General features: G+C 70.0%; 10 protein-coding genes. 7 read left to right on the top strand and 3 right to left on the bottom strand.

All coding sequences use genetic code 11. The features are described from left to right. Positions 1-131 precede the first annotated feature (131 nt). From QIY60_RS03285 to QIY60_RS03265, 5 genes are all read left to right on the top strand, one after another. Entirely contained in the window at positions 132-863 is a 732-nt protein-coding gene (locus QIY60_RS03285; protein WP_190091527.1) for an ABC transporter ATP-binding protein, read from the top strand. A 157-nt stretch (positions 864-1,020) separates the two neighbouring features. Then, positions 1,021-3,564, top strand: a complete 2,544-nt coding sequence (locus QIY60_RS03280; protein ID WP_283141047.1) for a sensor histidine kinase KdpD — start codon at positions 1,021-1,023, stop codon at positions 3,562-3,564. A gap of 31 nt (positions 3,565-3,595) precedes the next feature. After that, positions 3,596-4,285 (top strand): response regulator, encoded by a 690-nt coding sequence (locus QIY60_RS03275; RefSeq protein WP_190091525.1) that lies wholly within the window; start codon positions 3,596-3,598, stop codon positions 4,283-4,285. A gap of 108 nt (positions 4,286-4,393) precedes the next feature. Next, complete coding sequence (locus QIY60_RS03270) at positions 4,394-4,792, top strand: OB-fold nucleic acid binding domain-containing protein (protein WP_079126363.1); 399 nt, start codon at positions 4,394-4,396, stop codon at positions 4,790-4,792. Positions 4,793-4,795: 3 nt separating this feature from the next. Then, positions 4,796-5,524, top strand: a complete 729-nt coding sequence (locus tag QIY60_RS03265; RefSeq protein ID WP_283141046.1) for a DUF3159 domain-containing protein — start codon at positions 4,796-4,798, stop codon at positions 5,522-5,524. Positions 5,525-5,639: 115 nt separating this feature from the next. Here the strand turns inward: QIY60_RS03265 and QIY60_RS03260 are convergent, their stop codons facing one another. Further along, positions 5,640-6,317 (bottom strand): TrkA family potassium uptake protein, encoded by a 678-nt coding sequence (locus tag QIY60_RS03260; protein WP_283141045.1) that lies wholly within the window; start codon positions 6,315-6,317, stop codon positions 5,640-5,642. Then, complete coding sequence (locus QIY60_RS03255; protein ID WP_283141044.1) at positions 6,317-6,985, bottom strand: TrkA family potassium uptake protein; 669 nt, start codon at positions 6,983-6,985, stop codon at positions 6,317-6,319. Before QIY60_RS03255 ends, QIY60_RS03260 begins: the two co-directional genes overlap by 1 nt. 270 nt (positions 6,986-7,255) lie before the next feature. Here QIY60_RS03255 and QIY60_RS03250 point away from each other — a divergent pair, with 270 nt between their 5' ends. Together QIY60_RS03250 and QIY60_RS03245 are read left to right on the top strand one after the other, a co-directional pair. After that, entirely contained in the window at positions 7,256-9,307 is a 2,052-nt protein-coding gene (locus QIY60_RS03250) for an APC family permease (protein ID WP_283141043.1), read from the top strand. Between the two features lie 119 nt (positions 9,308-9,426). Continuing rightward, the gene (locus QIY60_RS03245; protein WP_283141042.1) at positions 9,427-10,773 is read left to right on the top strand and encodes a TRAM domain-containing protein; all 1,347 of its coding nucleotides are present in this window, start codon (positions 9,427-9,429) and stop codon (positions 10,771-10,773) included. 226 nt (positions 10,774-10,999) lie between these two features. On the opposite strand, the gene QIY60_RS03240 is transcribed toward QIY60_RS03245, so the two are convergent. Continuing rightward, complete coding sequence (locus QIY60_RS03240; RefSeq protein ID WP_283141041.1) at positions 11,000-12,109, bottom strand: hypothetical protein; 1,110 nt, start codon at positions 12,107-12,109, stop codon at positions 11,000-11,002. Between the last annotated feature and the right edge of the window lie 600 nt (positions 12,110-12,709).

Raw genomic sequence — 12,709 nt, 5'->3', positions numbered from 1 at the left:
TTCGCGGTTCTCCGGCGGGCCGTACCCCTTCGCGGGGTGCGGCCCGTCGGCGTTCGCGGGCATTGCCCGGAAGGGTGCCTGCTGCACATACTGGCGCGGGCCGGGGCACACAGACGTACGGGGGAGTGGGCATGAGCGAGAGCACCAGCGGGCGCGGCACGGCCGTAGCCGAGCAGCCGGGCACCGGGCCGATGGTCCGCGTCGAGGACCTGCGCCGTTCGTACGGCGAGGGCGCCGCCGCCGTCCACGCGCTGCGCGGGGTCTCCTTCGAGGTGCCGCGCGGCGAGCTCGTCGCCCTCAAGGGGCGCTCCGGATCGGGCAAGACGACGCTGCTCAACCTGGTCGGCGGGCTCGACCGGCCCGACGGTGGCCGGATCACCGTCGACTCCACCGACCTGGCGGACCTCGGCGAGGAGGGCCTCCTCGCGCTGCGCCGCGACCGGATCGGCTTCATCTTCCAGTCCTTCGGACTGATCCCGATCCTGTCGGCCGCCGAGAACGTCGGCGTCCCGATGCGGCTGCGCAAGGCCGACCCGCGCGAGCGCGACGCGCGCGTGGAGCTGCTGCTCGCCCTGGTCGGGCTCGGCGACCACGCCCAGCAGCGCCCCGGCGAGCTCTCCGGCGGCCAGCAGCAGCGGGTAGCCATCGCCCGCGCGCTCGCCAACCGGCCCGCGCTCCTGATCGCCGACGAGCCCACCGGCCAGCTGGACGCCGAGACCGGGCTCGCCGTCATGGAGCTGCTGCGCGCGGTCGTGCGCAGCGAGGGCGTCACCGCCCTGGTCGCCACCCACGACACCCAGCTGCTCGGGCTCGCGGACCGCGTCCTGGAGCTGAGCGACGGGCGCATCATCGACCACGGCTGACCGCCCCGGGCCCCACCCCGCGTATCAGAATCGCGTCAATACGGCAGCTCAGCCGCACCCCCGGTCCGATTTGCCGGAATCGGGGGCCGTAAGGTCGGCAGCGCGTACGCGGCAGTTCTCTGAAGTACGCAGCAGTTCTCTGAAAGACAATGGGGCCATGGCACGCGGCAAGCTTCGGATATACCTCGGTTCGGCACCGGGCGTCGGCAAGACGTACGCGATGCTGTCCGAGGGCCACCGGCGCGTGGAGCGCGGCACCGACTGCGTGGTGGCGTTCGTGGAGCACCACGGGCGCCCGCGCACCGAGGTGATGCTGCACGGCCTGGAGCAGATCCAGCGCCGCACGATCGAGTACCGCGGCTCCACCTTCACCGAGATGGACGTCGACGCGGTCCTGGAGCGCGGTCCCGCAGTCGCCCTGGTGGACGAGCTCGCCCACACCAATGTGCCCGGCTCGCGCAACACCAAGCGCTGGCAGGACGTCGAGGAGCTGCTCCAGGCGGGCATCGACGTGGTCTCGACCGTCAACATCCAGCACCTGGAGTCGCTGGGCGACGTCGTCGAGTCGATAACCGGCGTGCGCCAGCGCGAGACGGTGCCCGACGAGGTGGTGCGGCGGGCGAACCAGATCGAGCTCGTCGACATGTCGCCCCAGGCGCTGCGCCGCCGGATGGCGCACGGCAACATCTACAAGTCCGACAAGGTCGACGCGGCCCTGTCCAACTACTTCCGCCCCGGCAATCTGACCGCGCTGCGCGAGCTCGCGCTGCTGTGGGTCGCCGACCGGGTCGACGAGTACCTCCAGCAGTACCGGGGCGAGCACAACATCCGCTCCACCTGGCAGGCCCGGGAGCGGATCGTCGTCGGTCTGACCGGCGGGCCCGAGGGCCGCACCCTGATCCGGCGCGCGGCCCGGATGGCCGCCAAGGGCTCCGGCAGCGAGATCCTCGCGGTGTACGTGGCCCGCAGCGACGGGCTGACCTCCGCCTCGCCCAAGGAGCTGGCCGTCCAGCGCACCCTGGTCGAGGACCTCGGCGGATCGTTTCACCACGTCATAGGCGACGACGTGCCCGTCTCCCTCCTGGAGTTCGCCCGGGGCGTCAACGCCACCCAGATCGTCCTCGGCTCCAGCCGCCGCAAGGCCTGGCAGTACGTCTTCGGGCCGGGCGTCGGCGCCACCGTGGCCCGCGAGTCCGGGCCCGACCTGGACGTGCACATCGTCACCCACGAGGAGGTCGCCAAGGGGCGCGGCCTCCCGGTGGCGCGCGGCGCCCGGCTCGGGCGGGCCCGGAGCATCTGGGGCTGGCTCGCGGGCATGGCGGGACCGGCGCTGCTCACGCTGCTGCTGACCAACGTCGACGCGGACCTCGGGCTCGCCAACGACATGCTGCTCTTCCTGACGCTCACGGTCGCCGCGGCCCTGCTCGGCGGACTGATGCCGGCGCTGGCCTCCGCCGCGTTCGGCTCGTTCCTGCTGAACTACTACTTCACCCCGCCCGTCCACGAGATCACCATCGCGGACCCCAAGAACATCCTCGCCATCGCGATCTTCTTCCTGGTGGCGGTCTCGGTGGCCTCCGTGGTCGACCTCGCGGCCCGCCGCACCCACCAGGCGGCCCGGCTGCGCGCCGAGTCCGAGATCCTCTCGTTCCTGGCCGGCAGCGTGCTGCGCGGCGAGACCACGCTCGACGCGCTCCTGGAGCGGGTCCGCGAGACCTTCGCCATGGAGTCCGTGGCCCTCCTGGAGCGGGCCGGCGACGTCGAGCCGTGGACCTGCGCGGGCAGCGTCGGCCCGCACCCCGTGGCCCGCCCCGAGGACGCCGACGTCGACATGCCGGTCGGCGACCACATGGCGCTGGCGCTGAGCGGCCGGGTGCTGCCCGCCGAGGACCGCAGGGTGCTCGGCGCCTTCGCCGCCCAGGCCGCCGTCGTCCTCGACCGCCAGCGCCTGGTCGACGAGGCCGAGGAGTCCCGCAAGCTCGCCGAGGGCAACCGCATCCGCACCGCGCTGCTCGCCGCCGTCAGCCACGACCTGCGCACCCCGCTGGCGTCCATCAAGGCCGCCGTCACCTCGCTCCGCTCCGACGACGTCCAATGGTCCGAGGACGACGAGGCCGAGCTCCTGGCGGGCATCGAGGACGGCGCCGACCGGCTCGACCACCTCGTCGGCAACCTGCTCGACATGTCCCGCCTCAACACCGGCACCGTCAGGCCGATCATCCGCGAGATCGACCTCGACGAGGTGGTCCCGATGGCGCTCGGCGGCGTCCCCGAGGACAGCGTCGAGCTGGACATCCCCGAGAGCCTGCCGATGGTCGCCGTCGACTCCGGGCTCCTGGAGCGGGCCGTCGCCAACATCGTCGAGAACGCCGTCAAGTACAGCCCCGACGCCACGCCCGTCCTGGTGGCCGCCAGCGCGCTCGGCGACCGCGTGGAGGTCCGGGTGGCCGACCGCGGCCCCGGCGTCCCCGACGACAGCAAGGAACGGATCTTCGAGCCCTTCCAGCGGTACGGTGACGCTCCGCGCGGCGCCGGAGTGGGACTGGGGCTCGCGGTCGCCCGGGGATTCGTCGAGTCGATGGGCGGCACCCTCACCGCCGAGGACACCCCCGGCGGCGGCATGACCATGGTGCTCACCCTCAGGGCGGTGCCCGGCCCCGGCCCGGTCGTCGCCGACCTCTCCGCCCAGGTCACCTCGTGACCCTCGGCCCACGGCAGAAAGCAGGATCCGCATGACCCGGGTGCTCGTGGTGGACGACGAGCCACAGATCGTCCGCGCCCTCGTGATCAACCTCAAGGCGAGGAAGTACGAGGTGGACGCGGCCCCCGACGGGGCGACCGCCCTCCAGCTCGCGGCCGCCCGCCACCCCGACGTGGTCGTCCTGGACCTCGGTCTGCCCGACATGGACGGCGTCGAGGTGATCAAGGGGCTGCGCGGCTGGACCCGGGTGCCGATCCTGGTGCTCTCCGCCCGCCACACCTCCGACGAGAAGGTCGAGGCGCTGGACGCGGGCGCCGACGACTACGTCACCAAGCCGTTCGGCATGGACGAGCTGCTCGCCCGGCTGCGGGCGGCCGTCCGCCGCGCCGAGCCGGTCGGCGGCGAGGGCGCGGACGACGTGGTGACGGTGGAGACCGACGGCTTCACGGTCGACCTGGCCGCGAAGAAGGTCAACCGGGAGGGCCGGGACGTACGCCTCACGCCCACCGAGTGGCACCTCCTGGAGGTGCTGGTCCGCAACACCGGCCGGCTGGTCAGCCAGAAGCAGCTCCTCCAGGAGGTCTGGGGCCCCTCCTACGGGACGGAGACGAACTACCTGCGCGTCTACATGGCCCAGCTGCGCCGCAAGCTGGAACTGGACCCCTCGCATCCGCGCCACTTCATCACGGAGCCGGGCATGGGGTATCGCTTCGAGCGGTGAGCGCGCTGTGTCCGCGCGGTGAGCGGGGTGTGAGCGGGGTGTGAGCGGGCTCGTGACGGGGTGACCGCGGACACCTCCCGTGTCGGTGGGGGCCGGTACGCTTTCTGTATGAGTGCTGACCTTCGAACCGAGAAGCCCGCGGGGCGCTTCCGCCGGATGCTCGACCGGCTGTCCACCTCGCAGGAGGAGCTGCACTCCGCGGAACTGCAGGAGGACACGCAGGCCACGGGGTGCACCCGCATCTCCGACTGCGACGACCGCCAGATAGTCAAGGTGACTGGTACCTTGCGGACGGTCACCCTGCGCCCGAGGGCGGGCGTCCCGGCGCTGGAAGCCGAGCTCTTCGACGGGACCGCCCCGCTGGACGTGGTGTGGCTGGGACGGCGCTCGATCGTGGGCATAGAGCCGGGCCGCAAGCTGATCGCCTCGGGCCGGATCTCGATGAGCCACGGCCGGCGGGTGCTGTTCAACCCCAAATACGAACTCCGACCGCTCGGACAGGAGTAGCCGGTGACGTCAGTCGACAAGCCGACCACCACCACGACCGCCGCCAAGCACGCGCGCACCGCACCGGACGCCGACGCCAAAGCCGTCACCGAAGCCGCGCTCTTCGAGGCGTTCGGCGGGATCCGGGGCATGGTGGAGACGTGCCTGCCCGGCCTCCTCTTCGTCACGATCTTCACGGTCAACAAGGACCTGCACAGCTCGGCGATCGCCGCCGTCGCGGTCTCGCTGCTGCTCGTCGTGGTCCGGCTGATCCGCAAGGACACCGTCAAGCACGCCTTCAGCGGCGTCTTCGGCGTGGCCTTCGGCGTGGTCTTCGCGATGATGACGGGTAACGCGAAGGACTTCTACCTGCCGGGCATGCTCTACACCCTGGGCCTGGCCGTCTCGTACCTGGTGACGACGCTCTTCGGGGTCCCGCTGATCGGGCTGATGCTGGGCCCGGTCTTCAAGGAGAACCTGTCCTGGCGCACCAGGAACCCCGGCCGCAAGAAGGCGTACGCGAAGGCGAGTTGGGCCTGGGGCCTGATCCTGCTCGCCAAGTGCGCGATCCTCTTCCCGCTCTACTGGTGGGCCAACACCTCCCAGCTCGGCTGGGTGCTGATCGCCCTGAAGATCCCGCCGTTCCTCCTGGCGGTCTGGCTGACCTGGATCTTCCTGGCCAAGGCCCCGCCGCCGATCGACGTGTTCGCGGAGATGGAAGCGGAGGAAAAGGCCGCGGAAGCGGCCCAATAGGGGCGCGGGGAACTGCGCGACCAGCCACAGACGGTCCGCAGTGACACGATCACCAATGGAAGGGGCCGGGAGTACGCAACGTACTCCCGGCCCCTTCCATTGGTGTGAGGGAGCGTCAGCTCGCGGTGTCGTCCCGCCGCACGGACAGCAGATCCTCCAACTGCTCCTCGCGGGCCTGGGCGGCAACGAACAGCAGCTCGTCCCCCGCCTCCAGCGTCTCCTCCGCCTGCGGAGTAAGCACCCGGGTGCCCCGGATGATCGTGACCAGCGAGGTGTCCTCGGGCCAGGCCACGTCCCCGACCTGGGTGCCCGCCAGCGCCGACTCCGGCGGCAGCGTCAGCTCGACCAGGTTGGCGTCGCCGTGGCTGAAGCGCAGCAGCCGTACCAGGTCGCCGACGCTCACCGCCTCCTCGACCAGCGCCGACATCAGCCGCGGGGTCGAGACGGCCACGTCCACGCCCCACGACTCGTTGAACAGCCACTCGTTCTTCGGGTTGTTGACCCGGGCGACCACGCGCGGCACGCCGTACTCGGTCTTCGCGAGCAGCGAGACGACCAGGTTCACCTTGTCGTCGCCGGTGGCCGCGATGACCACGTTGCAGCGCTGCAGCGCCGCCTCGTCCAGCGAGGTGATCTCGCAGGCGTCGGCGAGCAGCCACTCCGCCTGCGGCACCCGCTCCACCGAGATGGCGGTGGGCGCCTTGTCCACGAGGAGCACCTCGTGACCGTTCTCCAGGAGCTCGCCCGCGATGGAACGACCCACCGCGCCGGCCCCGGCAATCGCGACGCGCATCAGTGACCGCCCTCCTCGGGACCCTGGGCGAAGGCCGCCTCGACCTTCTCGACCTCGTCCGTACGCATCATCACGTGGACGAGGTCGCCTTCCTGCAGGACCGTCTGGGAGCTCGGCAGCACCGCTTCGCCCAGCCGGGTGAGGAACGCGACGCGCACGCCCGTCTCCTCCTGCAGCTTGCTGATCTTGTGGCCGATCCAGGCCGTGGAGGTGTGCACCTCCGCCAGCTGCAGCGCGCCGCTCGGGTCGCTCCACAGCGGCTCCGCGCCGGACGGCAGCAGCCGCCGCAGCATCTGGTCGGCGGTCCAGCGGACCGTGGCGACCGTCGGGATGCCGAGCCGCTGGTACACCTCGGCGCGGCGCGGGTCGTAGATGCGGGCCGCGACGTTCTCGATCCCGAACATCTCGCGGGCCACCCGGGCCGCGATGATGTTGGAGTTGTCGCCGCTGGAGACCGCCGCGAACGCGCCGGCCTCCTCGATCCCCGCTTCACGCAAGGTGTCCTGGTCGAAGCCGACGCCGGTGACCCGGCGCCCGCTGAACCCCGAACCGAGCCTGCGGAAGGCCGTGGGGTCCTGGTCGACGACGGCGACCGTGTGCCCCTGCTGCTCCAAGGTCTGCGCGAGAGCGGCTCCCACTCGCCCGCAGCCCATGATGACGATGTGCACGTCCCCTCACATACTTCCTTGTCGGCGTTGCCCGGTGACGAGCTTATGCGGCTCGCGGCGGGATGCACTCACCAGCGTCGGTACTTCCGCGGGCGCAGTCGGTGAGCCTCCCACCGGACGACGCCCCGCCGCACACCCGTCGCGCAGGCTGAGACGCGCGAAAACGACAAGGCGTTCACTCCACTGCGGCCATCTGGGCTTTTACCACTTGCTGACGGAATGGCGGGGGCGGTGGGCCGCATCCGTATGAAGCCCTTACGCTTCTCTGTTGTGTCCAAACTGACCGACGTGCCCAAACGGATCCTGATCGGCCGGGCGCTGCGCAGCGACAAGCTGGGAGAAACGCTCCTCCCCAAGCGCATCGCGCTCCCCGTCTTCGCGTCCGACCCGCTCTCGTCCGTTGCGTACGCGCCCGGAGAAGTCCTCCTGGTGCTCTCCGTGGCGGGTGTGTCGGCGTACCACTTCAGCCCCTGGATCGCGGTCGCGGTCGTGGTGCTGATGTTCACCGTGGTCGCCTCGTACCGGCAGAACGTGCACGCCTACCCCAGCGGCGGCGGCGACTACGAGGTCGCCACCACCAACCTGGGGCCCAAGGCCGGACTCACCGTCGCCAGCGCGCTCCTCGTCGACTACGTCCTGACCGTGGCCGTCTCGATCGCCTCCGGCATCGAGAACCTCGGCTCGGCCGTCCCGTTCGTCGTCGAGCACAAGGTGCTCTGCGCGGTCGTCGTCATCGTGCTGCTCACGCTGATGAACCTGCGCGGCGTGAAGGAGTCGGGCAAGCTCTTCGCCATCCCCACGTACGTCTTCGTGGGCGGCGTCTTCGTCATGATCGCGTGGGGCGCCTTCAAGGGCATGGTCCTCGACGACACGATGAAGGCCCCGACGGCCGACTACACGATCCACGCCGAGCACCAGGGCCTGGCGGGCTTCGCGCTCGTCTTCCTGCTGCTGCGCGCCTTCTCCTCCGGCTGTGCCGCGCTCACCGGCGTCGAGGCGATCAGCAACGGCGTCCCGGCCTTCCGCAAGCCCAAGTCGAAGAACGCGGCGACCACCCTCGCCCTGATGGGCGGCCTCGCGGTCACCATGTTCTGCGGCATCATCGCGCTGGCCATGGCCACCAAGGTGCGGATGGCCGAGAAGCCCGGCACCGACCTGCTCAGCAACGGCGTCCCGGTCGGCGACGGCTACGTCCAGAACCCGGTGATCTCCCAGGTCGCGGAGGCCGTCTTCGGCAAGGGCAGCATCTTCTTCATCATCCTGGCGGCGGCCACCGCGCTGGTCCTGTTCCTGGCCGCGAACACCGCGTACAACGGCTTCCCGCTGCTCGGCTCGATCCTCGCCCAGGACCGCTACCTGCCGCGCCAGCTGCACACCCGCGGCGACCGCCTGGCGTTCTCCAACGGCATCGTGCTGCTCGCCGGGGCCGCGATCCTGCTCGTGGTGATATACGGCGCGGACTCGACCCGGCTGATCCAGCTCTACATCGTCGGCGTCTTCGTCTCGTTCACCCTCAGCCAGACCGGCATGGTCCGGCACTGGAACCGGCACCTGGCCGGTGAGCAGGACCCGGCCAAGCGCCGCCACATGGTCCGCTCCCGCGCGATCAACGCGTTCGGCGCCTTCTTCACCGGGCTCGTCCTGGTCGTCGTCCTCGCCACCAAGTTCACCCACGGCGCCTGGGTCGCCCTGATGGGCATGGTGATCTTCTACGGAACGATGACCGCGATCCGCAAGCACTACGACAAGGTGGCCGACGAGATCGCGGCGGCCGAGGAGCGCCCGGACGAGTACGTCCGCCCCTCCCGCGTCCACTCCGTGGTCCTGGTCTCCAAGCTCCACAAGCCGACCCTGCGCGCCCTCGCCTACGCCAAGCTGCTGCACGCCAACCAGCTGGAGGCGATCAGCGTCAGCGTGGACGCGGCCGAGACCAAGGCGCTCAAGGACGAGTGGGAGCGGCGCGGCATCGACGTACCGCTGAAGATCATCGACTCGCCGTACCGCGAGATCACCCGCCCGGTCATCGAGTACGTCAAGGGCCTGCGGCGCGAGAGCCCGCGCGACGCGGTGAGCGTCTACATCCCCGAGTACGTGGTGGGCCACTGGTACGAGCACCTGCTGCACAACCAGAGCGCACTGCGCCTGAAGGGCCGCCTGCTCTTCACGCCGGGCGTGATGGTGACGTCCGTCCCTTACCAGCTCCAGTCCTCGGAGGCCGCCAAGAAGCGGGCCCGCAAGCGGCAGGAGTGGAACGCGCCGGGTTCGGTGCGGCGGGGCCCGGTGGCACCGCAGCGCCCGAAGGAGCCGAGCGGCAAGGGCTGAGCGGCAACGCTCAGCGGTCGGCGCGGTCGGCGTCGTCGGCGCGCGCACGTAGACTGGGGGGCTGCCGTCCGTACGAGGACGGCGGCCCCCCTTCCCCTTGGCACCTGGAGTCCTCCGTCATGCAGAACGAGCCTGAGTCCTCGTCTTCGTCCTCGTCCTCGCTGGTCGGGGAGGAGTACGAGGTCGAGGTCGGTCCCGTCGCGCACGGCGGCCACTGCATCGCCCGCACGGAGCAGGGCCGGGTGCTGTTCGTGCGGCACGCGCTGCCGGGCGAGCGGGTCGTGGCCCGTGTGACGGAGGGCGAGGAGGACTCCCGCTATCTGCGGGCCGACGCGGTCGAGGTCCTGTCCGCGTCCAAGGACCGGGTCGAGGCGCCGTGCGTGTTCGCGGGCCCGGGCAAGTGCGGCGGCTGCGACTGGCAGCACGCGAAGCCGGGCGCGCAGCGCCGCCTCAAGGGCGAGGTCATCGCCGAGCAGCTGCAGCGGCTCGCCGGGCTGACGCCCGAGGAGGCCGGCTGGGACGGCACGGTCATGCCCGCCGAGGGCGACAAGCTCCCCGCGGGCCAGGTCCCGGCGTGGCGCACCCGCGTCCAGTACGCCATCGACGAGGACGGCCGGGCCGGCCTGCGCAAGCACCGCTCGCACGACGTCCAGGTGATCGACCACTGCATGATCGCGGCGCCCGGCGTCAGCGAGCTGGGCATCGAGAAGCGCGAGTGGCCGCAGATGGAGTCGGTCGAGGCGATCGCCGCGACGGGCTCGCACGACCGCCAGGTGGTCCTGACCCCGCGCGCGGGCGGCCGCCTCCCGCTGGTCGAGCTCGACAAGCCGGTCTCGGTCCTGCGGGTGGAGGAGAAGGACGGCGGCGTCCACCGCGTCCACGGCCGGGCGTTCGTCCGCGAGCGCGCCGACGAGCGCACCTACCGCGTGGGCATGGGCGGCTTCTGGCAGGTCCACCCGCAGGCCGCGGACACCCTGGTCAAGGCCGTGATGCAGGGCCTGATGCCGCGCAAGGGCGAGATGGCGCTCGACCTGTACTGCGGCGTGGGCATCTTCGCGGGCGCCCTCGCCGAGCGCCTCGGCGAGACCGGCGCCGTCCTGGGCATCGAGTCGGGCAAGCGCGCGGTGGAGGACGCCCGCCACAACCTGGCCGACTTCCCCCGCGTCCGGGTCGAACAGGGCAAGGTCGAGCAGGTCCTGCCCCGCACGAAGATCACCGAGGCCGACCTGATCGTCCTCGACCCGCCCCGAGCGGGCGCGGGCAAGCAGACGGTCAAGTACCTCGCTGGCCTGGGCGCCCGCCGCATCGCCTATGTGGCCTGCGACCCGGCGGCGCTGGCTCGGGATCTGGGGTATTTCCGGGAGGGCGGGTACAAGGTGCGGACGCTTCGGGCGTTCGATCTTTTCCCGATGACCCATCATGTTGAATGCGTCGCGATCCTTGAGCCTGCCGAAAAGGGCATCTGACCTGCAGGTTTAGGTGGTGTGCATTATGTGCGTTGTGGGCGTTACGGGCGATATCTTGACGCATATTCGACGCATGTGAGGCCCTCCTGACGCACGTTTGACGCACGTTCTGATGGCCCGCCAGGCAGCCGTTCGCGCAGGTGACGGTGCGTCGGGTGGGGTCTGTCGGGGTTCCTTCTTTGCTATCTCTTGGTAAAGAGCTGTCGTTTATAGCTGGGTTTGGGGCTCAGTAGGAGCGGGGTCCGTAAGGGCTCCAGTGGCCGAGGAAAGGCTTGAGGTCGTCGCCGCTGGGCTTCGGCGGGGAGGGCAGCTTCGGCGTTTCGGCGGACTCGGTGAGGTGTTGGAGGCGGGCATCCGCGAAGGCGAGCCACGCCTCGATCTCGGTCTTTTCCTGCCCAGACGGCAGTGATGTGGCTTGGTCGCGCACGGCGGTGACGTATTCGGTCAGCCGCTTGGTCTGGTGCCAGGCGTCTGCCTGTTCTCCGAGGTGTTTGACTCGATAGGCGTGCTCGTACGCGGCGCGGGCTTTGTCCATGGCGGTTTCCCAGTTCCGCTGCTGCTCCTCGCGGGCTTGCTGGTCTGCAAGACGTTTTCGTTCGGCGGCTTCGCCGCGGAGGTCGACTTCTTGCACGATTTCGGCGAGTTGGTCTTCCAATGGCCGGTCGGGGAGGTCGGCCCATTCGCTGGCGCGGTGCGGGTTGCCGCCACGGAGTATGAAACGCAGGCGGTTTGAGTGCGTGTAGTCGAAGCGGGCGATGCGCATCCATGAGTACTTCTTGGCGTCGGTGAGTTCCTTGTCGGTGGGGACGTGTTCGCTGCGGTCCTGTTCCTGGAGGACGAGGAATCCGACGCTTTCGCCTTGGGCGGTGACGGTGAAGTGGGGTGGCGCTTTGCGGCGCCGATGGGGTGGGGGAGCGCCCTGGGTGGTTCCGAGCGCTGCCTTGTGGCCTTGTGTTTCGGTGGCGGTGATGAGGGCCTGGATGATGCGCAAGGCCCGGCCTTGGACGGGTTTGGTCAGGCCCATGGGCTGTGGCAGCTTTTGAAGGGCGGCCACGATGGAGTGGGGTTTGGTGAGTCTGGCCGGAACGGGGAGCGGGGTGAGTTCGGCGAGGCGCCAGGCGGGGATGTCGACGAGTTTGATTTCGTAGCCGCGGTGGGTTCGGTATCCGTAGACCTCCTGTGTGTGAGGGATCTTGCCGGACTTGCGGGCGGCGCTGACCCGTGACGCCCAATTCACTGCGTGCGGGCCGGATTCGAGGGGCTTGACGAGACAGCCATCGTTCGCGGCCAGTTCTTCGAGGAGTTGGTCCGCGTAGTTCGTACGGGCCTGCGGCACAGTTCTGGGACGTGCTGCTGGTGTCCGATTGCGGCCGGGCCTCTCAGCTTGGCTCTGTCGGGGATCTTGGAGTTTTCCGGTGTGGCAGCGTGATCAGTGGGCATGCTCGGGCTGTTCCGAAGGCCGATGCAGTTGTCGAGGTGCACGTTGTCCCTCCGCCCCCGTCCTGGTGAGCAAGTACCGTCTCTGACCGCGCAGATCGCGCGAGCAAGCAACCCGGGCGGTACGACGGCGATATGGGTACGTGACCGCCTCGATGGGCTGTGGAACGACGAAGACTTCGCCGACTGGTACCCACGCGATGGTCGGCCGAGCCTCTCACCTGCCCAATTGGCCACCGTCTGTGTGCTGCAGTTCCTGCTCGGCTTGTCAGACCGGCAGGCCGCCGAAGCGGTGCGCTGCCGCATCGACTTCACATGTGCGCCGTTTCACTCGGCGCTGGATCGCTCCCGCAGGGAGCCGAGGTTCGGAAGGAGGTGGCCTCGGGGCTGCCCGTCTGACCTGGACGCGAAAGCGCGAGGGGACCACAGCATGACGGGAAAGCATGGAGGGTTGCGAAGGCATCGAAGACCCTGCTGTGCGAGGCCCGCGTGATACGGC

Origin of the sequence: Streptomyces sp. BPTC-684 (assembly GCF_030028635.1) — a bacterium.
In the GTDB taxonomy this organism is placed as follows: Bacteria; Actinomycetota; Actinomycetes; order Streptomycetales; family Streptomycetaceae; genus Streptomyces; species Streptomyces noboritoensis.
This window is presented reverse-complemented; position numbering and strand designations above follow the sequence as displayed.